The organism is Nocardia sp. CA-145437 (assembly GCF_050956485.1).
Lineage (GTDB): Bacteria > Actinomycetota > Actinomycetes > Mycobacteriales > Mycobacteriaceae > Nocardia.
In genome coordinates, this window is the sequence record NZ_CP191204.1 from 7,303,627 (window position 1) to 7,319,654 (window position 16,028).

Below are 16,028 nucleotides of genomic sequence, written 5' to 3' on the forward strand. Positions count from 1 at the left end.
GCCGCATGATCATCGTGAGCACCGACGGATCATGCCTGCGCAATCCGGGCGGGGCGATCGGCTGGGCCTGGGTCAATCACGCGGGCGGCTCGGCCAGCGGCGGCGGGCCCTCGGGCACCAACCAGATCGCGGAACTGCGCGCGCTACTCGAGGCCGTCCGGGCCCATCCGAGCACCGAACCCCTACTCATCGAGAGCGATTCGCTCTACGCCATCAAATGCGCCTCCGAGTGGATCAACGGCTGGCGCAACAACGGCTGGAAGACCTCGACCGGCGCGGCGGTCAAGAATGTCGAACTGATCCAGCAGATCGACCGCGCCATCGCCATCCGCCCCGGCCCCGTCCGGTTCCGTTGGGTGCGCGGCCACGTCGGCAACTACTTCAACGAGCAGGCCGACACCCTGGCCGGACAGGCGGCCCGGCAGGCCGCCGCCACCGGGCAGACCACCGACTCCGATGCCGTTCAGCCGGAGCCCTTCGATCCGCCCACCGCGCCGATCCCGGTCGCGGAACCCAAGACCGAGCCGCTGCCGGTGACCGCGCCCGCGGAACCGGCCGAGAAGATCGGCGCGACCGCGCATTCCGCACCGGCCACCCCGCGCCGCCGGGCCGCCGCCGCCAAAGCGCCTGTCACCGAGGCACTCACACTGTTCTGAGAACAGCCCCCGAGGACCGGGGGGCAGCGCGCCTACCTGCGACGATGATGCCGCGATAGACCCAGAAGGGCCCGCCCCCGGAAAGATCCGGGGGCGGGCCCTTTTCGCGCTGTGGCGAACTTACTCAGTTGCCGGGCTTGGGAGCCGCGGACGTCGGCGCGGGCTGCGCCGGGGGGGTCGCCTGGCCCGAGGGCTGGATGCCCTGCTTGTCACCACCCGCGCCGGGGATGGCGCTGTCATCGTTGCCGTAGACCGTGCGGTACTTGGTGACCAGCCACTTGTCGCCCTTCTTCTCCAGCTCGACGTAGGAGGGCAACGGCAGCACGACCGGCTGGGCGTGCAGATCGTTGCTGGCGGTCTGGAGCACGTCCACCAGGATGGTCGCCTTGTTCGCGTCGCCGGACTCGTAGGCGCAGCGCAACATTCCCAGGGTCGCCTTGGCGTGCTGCTTGATCAGCAGGTCCTGCAGGTCGGCGGCGACCGGATCGAAGCTCTGCGCGAACTCGCCGCCATCGGCGATCTGCGACTTCATCCGGGCGGCGAAGTCGGGCAGGGACTTCTCGTCGTACGCGGTGAGGGTGCGCACGAAACCGCACGCCGCCGAGGTGGCGTCGTCGCGGGCGTCGAGCTGCTGGGCGCGGTCGTGCGACTGCCACCAGAATCCTGCCGCCCCGGCGATCGCGGCCACCGCCACCACACCGAGTGCGCCGAGTGCGACCAGCGGCACCGGCACCGCGGACAGCAGACCGGACTTGGCGGCCTTCGATTCGGCGGCCGGCTCACCGGTCTCAGGCTCGGCGCCGGCCGCGGCGTCCGCACTCGCCTTCGGCTCGGCATCCTTGCTCACCGTCGGCTCAGCATCCTTGCTCGCCGTCGGCTCAGCGTCTGTGCCCGCCGTCGGCTCAGCGTCGGTGCTCGCCGTCGGCTCAGCGGCGTCCGTGCCCGCTGTCGTCTCGGCGACCTTCTCGGCGTTGCCCTGGCTATCGGCCTCGGCGATGGAATCGTCTTCGGTTTTCTTGTCCTGGGCAGCGTCGTCCGACATCTAATCGATCACTTTCCCGGTGCGCTGCGGACGCACCGTGTTGGTTTGTGGCCCTACTTGACCGGCGGCAGGGTCCGCTCGTTCGGATCCGAGCCCGCGGGCGGGAGCGCGCCATTGTTCGGCACGTCCGGTCGCGGTGCGTTGGCCGATCCGCGGATCTGCTGGTCCTGCGGCGGGTTCTGGCAGTACCCCGCCCACTTCGGGAAGGTGTTCTCGGTGGCCGCATCCGGCCGCACCTTCTTGGTGACGTAGTCGCAGAACGACCGCGGCCAGATATCGAGAATCGTGTAGAACTCGCCGTCGTGCGCGGGCACACCCATGGCGGAGGTACCGATCACCAGCGACGGGAACAGTGCCCGCAGCGCCGGCGCGCGCAGCTGCGCGGCCCTGGTGATGGCCGCGAAGTTGGTGGCCAGACTGGTCATCGGGTCCGCGGTCCGGTCCAGCACCGCGCCGAGGTCCCGCATCTGGCCGGGGGCCTGATCCAGGATCTTCTGGAGTTCGGCATTCGCGTCGTTGAACTGGTTGAACAACACACTCGAATTACGGGTCAGCGTACCCAGGTCCGGTTGCGCGAGCGCGGTGGTGCCGGAAATGACCTGCAAATTCTTGAGCAGGTTGGTGGTCTGCGGGAGCAGATCGTCCAGGCCCTTGGTGGCGATGCTGACCGCGTTGATCAGCGATCGCAGCTGGTCCGGGCCGCCGGACAACGCGGTGTCCAGCTCGGTCAGGATGACGCTGAACTTGTCCGGGTCCACCTGCGCGATCAGGGCGCTGGCATTGTCGAGCACCGACCACACCGGGGTGGGCGTCTTCACCTTGGCCGGATCGAACTGCACCAGCGAACCGTTGTGCAGGAAGGGGCCGCTCTCGGTGTTCGGGCGGAAGTCGATGTACTGCTCGCCCGCGCCGGACAGCGCGCCCACCGCGACCACGGTGTCCGCGGGAATGGAGTACTTCTTGTCGATCTCGGCGGTGGCCGCGATGGCCGCGCCGTTGTCGATCAGCTTGATGTCGTCGACCTTGCCGACCCGGAAGCCGCGCAGGGTCACGTCATTGCCGGCCTGCAACCCGCCGGAACGGTCCAGATTGACCGTCACCGTGTAGGTTTCGCGCAGCGGGTTCACCCGCATCACGCTGATCGCCAGGTAGGACGCGCCCACCAGCAGGATCAGCACCAGCGCGGCATTGGACACCAGGTTCTTGTGTCGCGATACCCAGTTCATCGGTGTCCCCCGTTGATCCGGCCGTAGATGATCTGCAGGACCTGGATCAGGCTGCCGCCGAAATCGTTGAGGTCCTTCAGGTCCGGGAACTTGCTGTTGGCCGGGTCGGTGAGCAGGCCGATATCGAGCATGGTGAGGGTGGCGCCGACGGCCAGGGTGTCGCCTTTGAAAGAGGCGTCGGCCTTGGGCCGGATGTCGTGCAGCGCGTCCAGCGCCGGGCCGAGCGTCTGATCGGTCCGGGCCAGCGCCGACATCAGCTGGTTCAAGTTGTCGAGCAGGCTGCCCAGCGAGTCCGAGGTGGTGTTCGCGTAATCACCCAGGGCCGCACTGGTTGTCGAGATCTTGTTGAGCAGATCGCCGATGGCCTGGTTGTTCTCGGCGATGGCGCCGATCATGCCGGGCAGGCTGTCGGCCACCTGGCCGAGCTGCTGATGGTTGGCCTCGATGGTGTTGGCCAGCGCGCTGAAGCCGGACAACACATTGTCGACCCGCGCGCTGTTGTTGTTCAGGCTGGTCATCACGCTGGTCATCTGAGTCAGCACATGGCCGAGCTGTTCACCGCGGCCGCCGACGATGGAGTCCATCTCGGAGGTCAGTTTGGACAGGCTGGCGATGCCGCCGCCGTTGAACAGCAACGAGACCGAGATCAGCAGCTCTTCGACGGTGGCGCCGGCCGAGGTGTTCTCGATCCGGGCGCCGTCCTTCAGCATTTCCGCGCCGGGCTGGGTCTTGGGCTTGGATACCGCCACGAAGACGTCGCCGAGTGGGGTGGCCTGCCGCAGTTCCGCCGTACTGCCCTGGGGCAATTCGATGTCCTTGCGGATGGCCAGGTCCACATTGGCCTTGAAATCCTTGGTGGTGATCTTGGTGACCACCCCGACGTCGGAACCACCGATCTTGACCTTGGCCTGGTCCGGGAGGTTCAGGGCATTGTCGAAGGCCGCGTGAATCGTGTAGGTATCGCTGCCCGGACCGGGTTTGGGCAGCGGCAGGCTCTCCACCGTGACACCGCAGCCCGACGCCACCACGGCCGTCGCGGTGACCGCGACCGCCACGATCGCGCGCCGCGCCCGGCGGCCGGTGCGCTCACCCCAGAGGGCCGACATTCGATTACTCATTTGGTCATCCCCAGCGCCGCCGCCATCAGACCGAAGTCGGGTCCGAAGTCCTCCATCTTGCCCGTCCGGCAACCATCCGCCTTCATCTGCACACGCTCGCAGAACAGGCTGACGATCTCACCCGAGAGCGCGGTGCCGATCAGGCCGTGCAGGCGAATGAAGTTGCCCTGCCGGTTGACCGAGCGGTCCAGGTTCTGCATGAGCAGCGGCGTCACGTCGACCACCTCGGTCACCCCGGCCGCGTTGTCGCGCAGCTGCTTGGTGACCGCGGTGAGCCCGGTGAGGGTGCCGTTGAGCTGATCGGAGTACTGCGAGAACGCGCCACTGGTGTTGGCCAGGAAGCCGTTCAGCTGATCGAGGGTGGCCTGCAGGCCGGGGGCCTGATCGGACAGCAGCCCGGTCATCTGGGTGATCTTGTTGCTGAACCCGCGCACCGAATCGTCGTTCTCGGCCAGCATGGTGGTCAGCTCGTTCAGCTTGATGATGATGGTGGAGATGGCGTCCTTGTTGTCCAGGCCCGTCTTCAGGGCGCCGGACAGCGAGTTGAGCACATCGCGCATCTTCTCGCCGTTGCCGTTCATCATCGGGTAGAGCACCCGGCCCGACAGCGGGCCGATGCCGTCCTGCCCCTCTTGGGGTTTCAGCGCGGCGGCGAACGAGTCGATGGTCTTGATCATGGTGTCCAGCTCGACCGGGGTCTTGGTCTGCTGGGTGGTCAGGTGCGCGCCATCGCGAAGCTTGTCACCGCCGGTGTAGCGCGGGGTGAGCTCGATGTGCCGGTCGGTCACGATGGACGGCGAAACCAGTGCGGCCTGAACGTTCTTCGGGATGTCGACGCCCTTGTCCACGGTCATGTGGACCTCGACGTACTGGCCCTTGGGCACGATCTTGTCGACCCGGCCCACCTCGAGGCCGAGCACGGTGATCGGGTTGCCCTCGAACATGCCCGCGATATTGAGGAAGTCGGCGGTGAAGTGCTGGGTCTGGCCCGCGGCGTCCTTCACTCCGAGCGGAACCAGCGAGCACGAGCCGACGGCGGCGGCCGCCACACCGATCATGGCCGCCTGGGCGAATCGTTTCAGCATCATGGGTGGCACCCCTCGTTCACCTGCGCGAAGCACAACCAGTTGTCCGGGAACAGCCAGGGCAGCGCGACCTCACCGTAGTTGCCGTTGCCGAAGACGTTGTTGAACTGCCGCACGGCCGGCGGCATGATCGACAGCAGCCGGTCCAGGTTGTCCTTGTTCTTCTGCAGACCCTCGGCCATGGTGTTGAGCTGGATCAGGGTGGGGCCGAACCGGTTGTCGTTCTGCGCCCCGATCTGCTGCAACTGCTTGCTGAGCGTGGCGATATTGTCCAGCAGGCTCTTCAGCAGACCCTGCCGCTCCATCACCCGGTTGGCGATGGCCTCGCCCTGGGTGATCACCAGCAGCACGCTGTTGCGGTTGTCGCCGAGGATCTTGGTGACCTTGTCCAGATCCTTGAGCAGCTGGTCGACCTGGTCCTTGCGGTTGTTCATGGTCTTGGCCAGCGCGCCGATGGCGTCGAGGGCCTGCACCGTCATCTGGGGGGTGTCGCCCATCTGCTGATTGATCAGATTGAGCGAGTCCGCCAGCTTCTTGGTGTCGAGCTCCTCGAACTTCGGCGTGCCCTCCTGGACCACGTCGGCCAGGTTGTAGGGAACCACGGTGTTGGACTTGGGGATCCGGTTGCCCTTCAGGCCCTTGCCGTCACCCGGGACGAGGTCGACGTAGCGCGCGCCCAGCAGGGTCGCCATCTTGATCGAGGCCTTGGCGTCCTGGCCGAGCTTCACATCGTCATTGACGCTCAGGGTGATCAGCACGTGGTCGCCCTCGAGCTCGGCGGCCGAGACGGTGCCGACCGGGACGCCGGAGACGTCCACCTTGTCACCGACCTTGATGCCGGCGGTCTGCACGAACTCCGCCTTGACGCTCTTGGTGCCGATGCCGACCGACTTGTAGACGGAGGAGCCCATCAGCAGTCCGACGATCACCGCGGCGCCGAGCACGCCGAGCCAGAAGTTGCGGTTGGAATTGAAGCGGGACTTGAGTTTCGACATCATGGCCGGCACACCGCCGAGTGGGAGTTGCCGCCGATCTGCGAGAACAGACCGCGCGGGAAGAGGACACCGTACAGCGAGACATCCAGGCCGCACAGGTAGGCATTGGCGTAGGCGCCGTTCTGGGAGAACTTGCCGACGTCGGAGAGGATGCCGGGCAGATCCACCGCGGCCTGGTCCAGCTTGGAGCCGTTGGCCAGCAGCAGCGCGAGCGCGTCGTTGCTGGAGGCCTGCGCCGCCACCAGCTTGGGCTGGATCTTGCCGAACATGTCGACCAGACCCAGTGTGGCGTCGGCGATCTGGACCGTGGACGCCTGCAGCGACTGGCCCTGCGCGTACAGGCCGCCGATCAGGGCGCGGGTCTGGGTGACCAGCGTCTCCAGTTCGTCGCCGCGCTTGGCCAGGCCGGACATGACGCTGGACAGCTTGGTGATCACATCGGAGAGGATCCCGTCGCGGCGTTCGAAGTCCGAGGCCACCGCGGCGGCCTGGGTGATGAACGCGCTCAACGAGACATTGTCGCCCTGCAACGCCAGGATGAAGGTGTTGGACAGGTTGTTCACCTGCTCCGGCTGCAGCACCTGGAACAGCGGCTGGAAACCGTTGAGCAGACCCGAGACGTCGAAGGACGGCTCGGTGCGCTCGATCGGGATCACCCCATTGTTCTTCAGCGCCACATGATCACCGGTCTTGGGCTTGCCCGCGACCGGAGGAGTCAGCGCGACATACCGCTGACCGATCAGGTTCTGGTAGCGAACCAGCGCCTTGGTGTCGCCGAACAGCGTCTGATCACGCTGCACGATGAAGGTCACCTTGGCCTGGTTCTTGCTGTCCAGGTCGATCTTCTCCACCTTGCCGACACGTACGCCCGCCATCCGGACGTCGTCGCCCGGACGCAGACCCAGCACATCGGTGAAGGTCGCGGAGTAGGTGTTGGTGGACCCCTGCACGGTGCGGGCCAGTGTGTTCCAGATGACCGCGGTCACCAGGACGGACACGATCGCGAAGATGCCGAACCCGATCAGCGGTTTGCGAATGCTCATCGGCCGGCCTCGCTCTGCGTCAGGTGCACGGTCGCATCCTTCAGAATCGGGCTCAGCAGCAGGTATTCCGCCGCGGTGGGACGCCGGCCGAGCATCGCGGTGATGGCGTCGTCGCCGGCGAGGGCGATGTCCTTACCGGTCGCCGGGGCGCCCGGCTGGCTCGCCGGGGCCGCGGGAACCAGGTTCGGGAACATACCCTGCAGCGGGGTGCCCGCGAGCGGGTCGTTGCCCGGCTGCTTCGGAGCCTCACCGGTCGAGGGCGTACCCGTGACGGTCACGCCCGGGATCAGCGGGAAGCCCGGCGGCGGCGCGGTGATCGGCAGACCCGCCGCGGCGTCGATGGACCTGGGCCGCAACGAGTCCGGCAGCGTGCCCGGATCCGAGGTGAGCGGCGCGGTGCCGCAGCTGGGTGCGGCCAGCTCGCCGTAGCGCGGGCAGTCCTCGCGGGTGTAGGGCTTGTACGGCGTGAACGTGAGGCCCAGGTTCCAGATCATCTGGTTCTGCGTGCCCCAGTGGAACGTCGAACCCAGCTTGCGGACCGAGTCATTGAGGTTCGCGATGGCCTGCGGGATCGCGTCCGGATTGTCCGACAGCGCGCCGAACAGGGCGCTGGTGCCGGTGGTGACGTCCTTACCGACATTGGGATTGCGGGCGAAGAGGCCGTTCACCTTGTCGACGGTGTTGGACGTCCCGGCCAGCAGCGCGGTCAGCTCGGCCCGGCGATCGGAGATGGTCTGCGCGGTCTTGACCGAATCCTGCAGCACCCCCATCAGTTCCGGCGCGGACTGGTTGAGCGCGCGGAAGGAGCTGGAGAAGTCGTCGAGGAAGCCGCCCACATCCGGGACCGCCCCGCGCACCCCGGCGAGCCAGGTGTCGACGCGCTCGATGGTGGAGCCGGGCATCCGGCCGCTGCCGTCGAGGGCGTAGGACAGGGTGCCCAGCACCCGGCCCAGCTGCACCGGATCCAGCTTGCCGAGGATATTGCGGACCGTGGTGAGGGTGTCCTGCAGGGCGATGGTGCCCTTGGAGGTGTCCTCAGCGATCTGCGAGCCCTCCTTGATGTGCGCGGAATCGGCTCCGTTGTAGACCAGTTCGACCGAGGTGACGGCGAACAGGTTGGACGGCACCACGCGCGCGGTGACATTGGCCGGGATGCCCGAGGTGTACTCGGGCTTCATCTCGATGTGCACCTGCTGCAGCTCGCCCTTGGCGGCCACCGACACATCCTTGACCGCGCCCACCAGCACGCCGCGGAACTTCACGTCCGCGTTGGCCGGCAGGCCGTCACCGGTGGTGGTGAGATTCGCGGTGACGTTGACCTTTTCGACGAAGTAGCCCTTGTACCGCGCCATCAGGAATCCCAGGATGACGGCCATGACGGTGAGGCCGCAGATACCGGCGATGAGCAGCTGCCGCATCGTCGGTCCGCGCCCGCTCGGATCGATGATCATCGTGTGCGCCCCCTATCCCGAGATCCGGATACCGGGGTTGACCCCCCAGATCGCCAAGGTCATGAACAGGTCGGCGAAGACGACCGCGATGATGCAGTACTTGATCGCGCGACCAGCGGCCACACCCACGCCCTCCGGGCCGCCGGAGGCGAAATACCCGTAGTAGCACTGGATGAAGGTGGTGATCGCGACGAAGATGATCGCCTTCAGCAGTGAGTACAGCACATCGTGGGGGATCAGGAACTGATAGAAGTAGTGCTGGAAAGTGCCTGTCGCGGTACCGCCCACCAGGGACACGGTCAACGAGCAGGAGATGTAGGCCAGCGGCAGCGCCAGGCAGTACAGCGGAACGATGGCGATCATGGCCGCGATCATGCGGGTGCTGACCAGGTACGGAAGCGGCCGGATGGCAACCGATTCCAGCGCGTCGATCTCCTCGGAGATGCGCATGGCGCCCAGCTGCGCGGTGAACCGGCAGCCCGCCTGCGCCGCGAACGCGACCGTGGCCAGCATGGGCCCGAGCTCACGCGTGGTGGCGAAGGCGGAGATGGCACCGGTCAGCGGGCTCAACCCGAGCAGGTTCAGCGAGGTGTAGCCCTGGATGGCGACGGTCATGCCGCCGAACGCCGACAGGATCAGCACCACGCCGATGGTGCCGCCACCGACCACGAGATTGCCGTTGCCCCAGGTGACGTCGGACAGCAGCCGCCACACCTCTTTGGGGTACTGCTTGAACGCCATCGGCATGGAGCCGATCGAGCGTAGGAAGAAGAAGACCTGGTGGCCGATGCGCGCCAGCCAGTCGCGCGGCCATCCGGCCGCGCCCTTGATGCGTGTGAACGGCCGCAGCAGCGGCGGTACGTAAGTAGCTGACACGGCTCAGACCATCGCTGGGGGGAAGAAGGAGTTGTACAGCTGCGTGATGATCAGATTGACGCCGAAGAGCATGACCGCCGACATGACCACGGCGGTGTTCACCGCGTTGGCGACACCGCCCGGGCCACCCTTGGCATTGAGCCCGGAGTCGCAGGCGATGATGGCCGCGAGCAGGCCGAAGATGAGCGACTTCAGCAGGGCGGCAATCAGATCGGCCGTGACGGCGAAGGACGAGAAGGTCCCGATGTAGGAGCCCGGCGTGCCGTTCTGCGCGAAGATGTTGAAGACGTAGCCGGTCAGGAAGCCGACGAAAACCACGAAGCCGCAGAGCAGTACGGAGACCAGCATGGCCGCGCCGAGGCGGGGGGCCACCAGCCGTCGCATGGGATCGACGCCCATCACCTTCATGGCGTCGATCTCCTCGCGGATGGTCCGCGAGCCGAGGTCGGCGCAGATGGCCGATCCGACCGCGCCGGCGATCATGAGTGAGGTGACCAGCGGCGCACCCTGCTGAATGATGCCCAGGCCGTTGGCCGCACCGATGAACGAGGTCGCACCGACCTGTCCGGCAACCGAACCCACCTGGATCGAGACGATGACGCCGATCGGAATGGCGACCAGCAGGGTGGGGGCGGCGGCGACATTGGCCATGAAGGCGCACTGCCGCACGAACTCACCGTAGGGGAAGCGTCGGCGGAAGATGGCCACGAAGAGCTCGGTGACCGCCGCGACACCCATCACCATCATGCGGCCGCCGGTTTCCAGCGACCGTTTCGGATGGTCCCGCCAGTACCCCTTGGCCCAATCCACTGCCGTATTCATCCGTGACGCCGGCGGTGGACTCCCCGGTCCCCCCGGGATCGTGGTCGACTGCACTGACTACCCCTCTCGACGCCGGAGTTACCCGCCTCCGGCGACTGTTTGCTTGACGCACCCTACTACGGAGTTAGGAAAAACACACCACCGATTGTGGTTCCGATCATAGAGCCGGATCACATTCACGCTATGGCTGTGAACAGCCACATCAGGGTCGGTTTTCGTGCAAAAGAACCTGGCAGAGATCTAGAACTTGTTCTAGTTTTCGACTAACTACCGGAAGATACGAACACCTACCGGGTAACAATTTGTAGGACCAAATTTATCGGAATTCGATAGCCATTGTGCATTGTTCCGATATACCCATCCAACTAGCTAAGTGCCGCGAAGCCCAGCAGGACACGGCTCGGCAACACAAGGCAGTACAACCGCCAACTGGGCCCGAATACTGACAGGATGTGTAACCGCAGGTTGCGATTCGTGCGGCTTCCGACACCTGGAGGGACATGATCAACAAACTGGCCGGGGCGACCGGCGTGCTCGCCGTCGCTATCGGCACCGTGCTCACCGGCGCCGGAGCCGCTCACGCCGATGGAGGCGCCGTCATCGGCGGCGGCTCCGGGATCATCATCGACGATCAATACGAATGCACGGTCACCACCATCGGTTACGACGGAGCAGGTCGCCTGGTCGGCCTCACCGCCGGTCACTGTGGCGACGCGGGCTCCAAGGTCTGGGCCGAAAAGGACCGGGCCGCAGGTCAGATCGGGCAGTTCGCGTACTCCAACCACGATCTGGACTACGCCGTCATCCAGTTCGATCCGAACCGGGTCATCCCGGTCAACCGGATCGGCGGCGTCACCATCACCGGCATGGGCGGTCCGGCGACCTTCCCCGCCATCGTCTGCAAGGAGGGCCGGACCACCGGCAACACCTGCGGCGTCGCGTGGGGCGACGTCTTCGACACCAATGTCGAGACCTGGAGCCAGATGTGCGTCGTCGAGGGCGATTCCGGCGCGCCGGTCGTCGTCGGCACCACCCTGGTCGGCATGGTCAACGCCTACCTGGCGGTGGCCTGCTTCGGCCCGGAGGTCGGCACCAATATGAGCGCGATCATGGATGACGTCAACGGACGGGGCGGTGTCGGCGCGGGCTACCGGCCCGTCTGACCGGCCCCTCGGTCATCCGAGGCGGGAAATGCTGAAAGCGGCGGTGATTCGAGAATCACCGCCGCTTTCCGCCGTACCGGTCCTGGAGCTCCTGGAGCGTTTCGACCCGGTGCTAGAGGGTGTTCACGCAGACGACGAAGTTGCGATCGTCGTAGACGTAGCCCTGGTCGCCGTCGGGGCAGTCGTCGACGCTGGTGCTGTGCTGCACGATCGACACCACCTTCACGCCCTCGGTGGCCGTCTTGCTGGTGCACGGGATGCGGTGCGCGGTGTCGCCGCCGACCTCCATGCAGTCGCCCACCACCCAGTCGATGGTCAGGCAGAGCGCGCCGGTCTCGGACCCGTTGAGGGTCTCGTAGTAGACCTGGTCGGAGTCCTTGCCGCACTGGGCATTCTTCGGGGCCTTGCCGGTCACCTTGTAGTTGGAGTCCTGGCTGCCGCACACCGCCTTGTCGATGGTGGCGTTCTCGGTGGTGCCGCCCAGCTTCACGCAGTCGCCGATCGAGGCGTGGAAGTCGGTCTTGCCACCGCGATCCGCGCGCGGAGTGGTGGTCGGCGCACCGGGCTTGCCGGGCTTGGTGGGCGTGTTCCCCGGGGTCTTTGTCGTGGTCGGGAGCACGATATCGCCGGGGGCGGCCGTCGGATGGCCGGTGACGGTGCTCCCACAGCCGGCGAGCAGCAGGGCGGCGACGGCGGAGATCGCGGGCACGACGATCCGGACGGAAAGCTGCTGACGCAACACGGGCGAGTCCTATATTTCGAAACAAACAGGTTTGAGTTGTGCGCCCATGAGTACACCACGGGCACCCAGAAGATCGAATCAAGGCTGCGAACCATTTCATCCGGGCACCCGTAGAGGAAGCCATGAGCACCGACATCCTGGAGCGGTACGTCACCTGGCGGCGCGCCCGCGACGGCGATCCCTTCCGGGTGCGCATGCCCACGCTCGGTTCGGTTCTCTTCACCGGCACCGCCGCGGGTGCGCGGGAACTGTTCCGCGCGCCGATGGATCTGCTGGAACCGCCGCTGCCCAATCCGATCGAGCCGATGGTCGGCGCGGCCTCACTCATCCTGGCCCGCGGCGAGCGGCACCGGCGCGAGCGCGCCCTGCTCGCGCCCGCCTTCCACCGCAATCGAATCAGCGCCTACGGCACCGTCATTCGCGACGCCACCCGCGCCGAACTGGATGGCGAACGCACCGGGACGCCGTGGCGGCCGGGCACCCGCGTCGATGCCCGCGCGGCGGCCCGGGCACTCACGCTGCGGGTGATCCTGGCGGCCGTGTTCGGCATCGACGAGCCCGCGCGGCGTGCCGAGTACACCGCCGCCACCACCGCCTTCCTGGAATCCTTCGGCAGCACGCTGTTCCTGGCTCCGGGCTTGCGGCGCAACATGTTCGGGCTCACCGGCTGGGAGCGGTTCGCCGCGGCGCGGGACCGGCTCGACGAACTCGTCGACGCCGAGGTGACGCGGCGGCGCGCGCACGGGGGCGGCGGCACGGATCTGCTGGCGCTGCTACTGGATACGCGTTACGAGGACGGTGACGCCATCAGCGACACCGACCTGCGCGAGCAGTTGCGCACACTGCTGGTGGCGGGGCACGAAACTACCGCCACCGCACTGGTGTGGGCGCTGTACCGGCTGCACCGGGAACCGGACACACTGGCCCGGCTGCGCGGCGAATTGACCGGCGCCGGAACCGATCCCGATCCGGCCGAGCTGATGAAGCTCCCCTACCTGGACGGGGTCTGCCAGGAGACGCTGCGGTTGCATCCGCCGGTGCCGATCGTGTTGCGCAGGCTCACAGGTGATTTCACGCTGCTCGGCACGCGGCTGGCGGCGGGGGACACCATGGGGGTGTCGGTGCACCTGCTGCACACCGATCCCGCGGTGTGGCCGGAACCACGGCGTTTCCGGCCCGAACGGTTCCTCGAGCGTAAATACGGCCCGTTCGAGTACGCGCCGTTCGGGGGCGGTCACCGGCGCTGCATCGGCGCCACCCTGGCCGATTACGAGCTGCGCATCGTGCTGGCAACCGTGCTGAGCGGAGTGCGGATGCGGCTCACGCCGCGCTTCGCGCGCGGGGGTGCGCCGATGTCGGTGCCGCACACCATCACAGTCGGACCGCGGCGCGCCATCACGTTCGACATCGTCGAGTCGTGAAGCGACGTCGGTGATTTCGATCACAAGTAGGTTTTGGGAAGCGATCACTCCGAAAGCGGCCGTACCGGTGTCACTTTCGGTGAATCGCCGCCGCCATCGGCGCATACACGCCCATCGAGGAACCGACCCGCGGTGTTGTGACTGAGCACACACCGAGCAGTCGGTATGAATAACTCGCAGAAGGCGATTGGCGCACTCGACAGATCGCTGTAGTAATGGACGCGGGGTTGGGACTACTGCGGGTGAACTGCGCCCGCGTTCTGCGTGAAGAACAAAGATCTGAGAGGACCAAGCTGTGCGCCATACCCGGTATCGAAAGACGGGACTGATCGCCCTTGCCGCCATCGCGGCAACCGGAGCAGTGGTGGCAGCACCCGCCTCAGCGACTCCGCTATGGCCGGGCGGCCCGGACGTCCCGGGCACCCCCTCCGCGGTCATGCCGCAGCCCGAGCCGGGCTCGCTGCCGACCGACCCGAACGCCAAGGCGCCGATTCCGCCCGCCAACTTCGCGGCCCCGAACGTCAGCCCCGGCGACGGTGACGTGGTCGGCGTGGCCATGCCCGTCATCATCAACTTCAAGGACCCGGTCGGCGACCACGCCGCCGCCGAGAAGTCGATCCGCATCACCTCCACCAACAAGGTGAACGGCCACTTCTACTGGATGGGCGACAAGCAGGTCCGCTGGCGGCCCGAGAACTTCTGGCCCGCCGGCTCCAAGGTGACCGTCCAGGCCGGCGGCACCGACGTGGCCTACACGATCGGCGACGAGTTCATCACCACCGCCGACGACACCACCCACACGATCACCGTGACCCGCAACGGCGAGGTCGTGAAGACCATGCCCACCTCCATGGGCAAGAAGGGTCACGAGACCCCGAACGGGACCTACATCGTCAGCGAGAAGAACCGCAAGATGATCATGGACTCGTCCACCTACGGCGTGCCGACCACCGCACCCGAGGGCTACAAGCTCGAGGTCGAATACGCGACCCGCATGTCCAACAGCGGCATCTTCGTGCACGCCGCCCCGTGGAGCGTGGCGCAGCAGGGCGTCTCCAACGCCTCGCACGGCTGCCTGAACGTGTCCACCGAGGACGCCAAGTGGTTCCAGGAGAACGTGCAGAAGGGCGACCCGGTCATCGTGCAGAACACCGCCGGCGGCACCCTGAACACCGGCGACGGCTGGGGCGATTGGAACTGATCCAGCTCTGAACACGAGGGCCGCGCTCGATTCGAGCGCGGCCCTCGCTGTTTTCTATTGGCTAACCGTTCATATTGTTTTGGCCTCGAAACATCTTGGGCGGTCGTACGATTCGGCGCATGTCCGCGCCCCTCGGTGGTGTGACCGGTGAACAGTCGGTGGCGGGTGCCGACCGACAGTTCAGCGAGCTACCATCTGGAATTAACCAATCAGTTGCCAAAGGCCGCCAGGCTGCGCGGGTGCGATCTTGGCCCGAACGAGTACTCCCGACGCCCCCCGGGCGCGGGTGGCGAAACAGACCCTGGCGGGACTACGCGCTGTTCACCGTCCTGGTCGCGCCCAACCTGATCCTGTTGGGGCTGTTCGTCTATCGGCCGCTGATCGACAACGTGCGACTGTCCTTCACCGACTGGAACATCTCCGCGACCACCCTGAACTGGGTCGGATTCGACAACTACACCGAATGGTTCGGGCGCGACGACTCCTGGCAGATCGTCGGCAATACCGTCGTGTTCACCGTCGCCGCGGTGCTGGGCAGCATGATCCTGGGCCTGGCCCTCGCGCTGCTGCTGGACCGCAAGCTGGTCGGGCGCAATGTGGTTCGATCCGCCATCTTCGCGCCGTACGTCATCTCCGGCGCGGCCATCGGCGTGGGCTTCCAGTTCATCTTCGACCCCGGCTTCGGCCTGATCCCGGACCTGCTGCAGCGGACGGGAATCCACTCACCCGACTTCGCGCAGGACCCGCACTGGGCGCTGTTCATGATCACGGTCACCTACATCTGGAAGAACCTGGGCTACAGCTTCGTCATCTATCTGGCGGCGCTGCAAGGGGTTCGGGCCGACCTGATGGAAGCCGCCGAGATCGACGGCGCCGGCCGCTGGACCACTTTCACCCGGGTGTTGCTGCCGCAGCTGCGGCCCACCACCTACTTCCTGTCGATCACGGTGCTGCTCAACTCGCTGCAGGTCTTCGACCTCATCAATGTGATGACCCGCGGCGGGCCCATCGGCACCGGCACCACCACCATGATCTACCAGGTCTATCGCGAATCCTGGGTGAACCAGCGGGCGGGCTACGGCGCGGCCGTCGCCACCATCATGTTCCTGGTGCTGCTGATCGTGACATTGATCCAGGTGCGCGTCATGGACCGAGGGGACGAGAAGTGAAGCGGCTGAACCTACTGC

Annotated in this window: 15 protein-coding genes; 5 read left to right on the forward strand and 10 right to left on the reverse strand. The window is 66.4% G+C overall.

Translation table 11 applies throughout. The features are described from left to right. The first annotated feature begins 5 nt into the window (after positions 1-5). Positions 6-656: a ribonuclease H family protein gene (locus ACQPYY_RS33790; RefSeq protein ID WP_433592248.1), complete on the forward strand. Its 651-nt coding sequence runs from the start codon at positions 6-8 to the stop codon at positions 654-656. Positions 657-780: 124 nt separating this feature from the next. Here ACQPYY_RS33790 and ACQPYY_RS33795 read toward each other — a convergent pair whose 3' ends face one another. Genes ACQPYY_RS33795 through ACQPYY_RS33835 form a run of 9 tightly spaced genes read right to left on the reverse strand, consistent with a single transcriptional unit; the run spans position 781 to position 10,314 of the window. After that, positions 781-1,698 carry a hypothetical protein gene (locus ACQPYY_RS33795; protein ID WP_433592249.1) on the reverse strand — a complete coding sequence of 306 codons (918 nt, stop codon included), beginning with the start codon at positions 1,696-1,698 and terminating at the stop codon, positions 781-783. A 53-nt stretch (positions 1,699-1,751) separates the two neighbouring features. After that, complete coding sequence (locus ACQPYY_RS33800) at positions 1,752-2,924, reverse strand: MlaD family protein (protein ID WP_433592250.1); 1,173 nt, start codon at positions 2,922-2,924, stop codon at positions 1,752-1,754. Beyond that, positions 2,921-4,042 carry an MCE family protein gene (locus tag ACQPYY_RS33805; protein WP_433592251.1) on the reverse strand — a complete coding sequence of 374 codons (1,122 nt, stop codon included), beginning with the start codon at positions 4,040-4,042 and terminating at the stop codon, positions 2,921-2,923. Before ACQPYY_RS33805 ends, ACQPYY_RS33800 begins: the two co-directional genes overlap by 4 nt. Next, complete coding sequence (locus ACQPYY_RS33810) at positions 4,039-5,130, reverse strand: MCE family protein (protein WP_433592252.1); 1,092 nt, start codon at positions 5,128-5,130, stop codon at positions 4,039-4,041. The genes ACQPYY_RS33805 and ACQPYY_RS33810 overlap by 4 nt, the downstream gene beginning before the upstream one ends. Beyond that, complete coding sequence (locus ACQPYY_RS33815) at positions 5,127-6,122, reverse strand: MCE family protein (protein ID WP_433594798.1); 996 nt, start codon at positions 6,120-6,122, stop codon at positions 5,127-5,129. Before ACQPYY_RS33815 ends, ACQPYY_RS33810 begins: the two co-directional genes overlap by 4 nt. Then, positions 6,122-7,165: an MCE family protein gene (locus tag ACQPYY_RS33820; RefSeq protein WP_433592253.1), complete on the reverse strand. Its 1,044-nt coding sequence runs from the start codon at positions 7,163-7,165 to the stop codon at positions 6,122-6,124. Before ACQPYY_RS33820 ends, ACQPYY_RS33815 begins: the two co-directional genes overlap by 1 nt. Further along, on the reverse strand, positions 7,162-8,616 hold the full coding sequence (locus ACQPYY_RS33825) for an MlaD family protein (RefSeq protein ID WP_433592254.1): 1,455 nt from the start codon (positions 8,614-8,616) through the stop codon (positions 7,162-7,164). The genes ACQPYY_RS33820 and ACQPYY_RS33825 overlap by 4 nt, the downstream gene beginning before the upstream one ends. Before the next feature lie 12 nt (positions 8,617-8,628). Next, positions 8,629-9,492, reverse strand: coding sequence for an ABC transporter permease (locus ACQPYY_RS33830; RefSeq protein WP_357274830.1), 864 nt, complete (start codon positions 9,490-9,492; stop codon positions 8,629-8,631). Between the two features lie 3 nt (positions 9,493-9,495). Further along, positions 9,496-10,314 (reverse strand): MlaE family ABC transporter permease, encoded by an 819-nt coding sequence (locus ACQPYY_RS33835; protein WP_357088587.1) that lies wholly within the window; start codon positions 10,312-10,314, stop codon positions 9,496-9,498. 500 nt (positions 10,315-10,814) lie between these two features. Between ACQPYY_RS33835 and ACQPYY_RS33840 the strand changes: the two genes are divergently transcribed. After that, positions 10,815-11,477 (forward strand): serine protease, encoded by a 663-nt coding sequence (locus tag ACQPYY_RS33840; RefSeq protein ID WP_433592255.1) that lies wholly within the window; start codon positions 10,815-10,817, stop codon positions 11,475-11,477. A 112-nt stretch (positions 11,478-11,589) separates the two neighbouring features. On the opposite strand, the gene lppU is transcribed toward ACQPYY_RS33840, so the two are convergent. Then, the gene (gene lppU / locus ACQPYY_RS33845) at positions 11,590-12,216 is read right to left on the reverse strand and encodes an LppU family putative lipoprotein (protein WP_433594799.1); all 627 of its coding nucleotides are present in this window, start codon (positions 12,214-12,216) and stop codon (positions 11,590-11,592) included. 125 nt (positions 12,217-12,341) lie between these two features. Here lppU and ACQPYY_RS33850 point away from each other — a divergent pair, with 125 nt between their 5' ends. The 3 genes from ACQPYY_RS33850 (at position 12,342) to ACQPYY_RS33860 (ending at position 16,010) form a co-directional block, all read left to right on the forward strand. Further along, the gene (locus ACQPYY_RS33850) at positions 12,342-13,640 is read left to right on the forward strand and encodes a cytochrome P450 (protein ID WP_433592256.1); all 1,299 of its coding nucleotides are present in this window, start codon (positions 12,342-12,344) and stop codon (positions 13,638-13,640) included. 295 nt (positions 13,641-13,935) lie between these two features. Further along, the gene (locus tag ACQPYY_RS33855; protein ID WP_379102912.1) at positions 13,936-14,841 is read left to right on the forward strand and encodes a L,D-transpeptidase; all 906 of its coding nucleotides are present in this window, start codon (positions 13,936-13,938) and stop codon (positions 14,839-14,841) included. A gap of 239 nt (positions 14,842-15,080) precedes the next feature. Then, positions 15,081-16,010, forward strand: a complete 930-nt coding sequence (locus tag ACQPYY_RS33860) for a carbohydrate ABC transporter permease (RefSeq protein ID WP_433592257.1) — start codon at positions 15,081-15,083, stop codon at positions 16,008-16,010. The last annotated feature ends 18 nt before the right edge of the window (positions 16,011-16,028 follow it).

Excerpts from the sequence above, each read along its gene's own strand:
- ACQPYY_RS33790 (WP_433592248.1), top strand. The coding sequence starts at position 6 with ATGATCATCGTGAGCACCGACGGATCATGCCTGCGCAATCCGGGCGGG.
- ACQPYY_RS33795 (WP_433592249.1), bottom strand. The coding sequence starts at position 1,698 with ATGTCGGACGACGCTGCCCAGGACAAGAAAACCGAAGACGATTCCATC.
- ACQPYY_RS33800 (WP_433592250.1), bottom strand. The coding sequence starts at position 2,924 with ATGAACTGGGTATCGCGACACAAGAACCTGGTGTCCAATGCCGCGCTG.
- ACQPYY_RS33805 (WP_433592251.1), bottom strand. The coding sequence starts at position 4,042 with ATGAGTAATCGAATGTCGGCCCTCTGGGGTGAGCGCACCGGCCGCCGG.
- ACQPYY_RS33810 (WP_433592252.1), bottom strand. The coding sequence starts at position 5,130 with ATGATGCTGAAACGATTCGCCCAGGCGGCCATGATCGGTGTGGCGGCC.
- ACQPYY_RS33815 (WP_433594798.1), bottom strand. The coding sequence starts at position 6,122 with ATGTCGAAACTCAAGTCCCGCTTCAATTCCAACCGCAACTTCTGGCTC.
- ACQPYY_RS33820 (WP_433592253.1), bottom strand. The coding sequence starts at position 7,165 with ATGAGCATTCGCAAACCGCTGATCGGGTTCGGCATCTTCGCGATCGTG.
- ACQPYY_RS33825 (WP_433592254.1), bottom strand. The coding sequence starts at position 8,616 with ATGATCATCGATCCGAGCGGGCGCGGACCGACGATGCGGCAGCTGCTC.
- ACQPYY_RS33835 (WP_357088587.1), bottom strand. The coding sequence starts at position 10,314 with ATGAATACGGCAGTGGATTGGGCCAAGGGGTACTGGCGGGACCATCCG.
- ACQPYY_RS33840 (WP_433592255.1), top strand. The coding sequence starts at position 10,815 with ATGATCAACAAACTGGCCGGGGCGACCGGCGTGCTCGCCGTCGCTATC.
- ACQPYY_RS33850 (WP_433592256.1), top strand. The coding sequence starts at position 12,342 with ATGAGCACCGACATCCTGGAGCGGTACGTCACCTGGCGGCGCGCCCGC.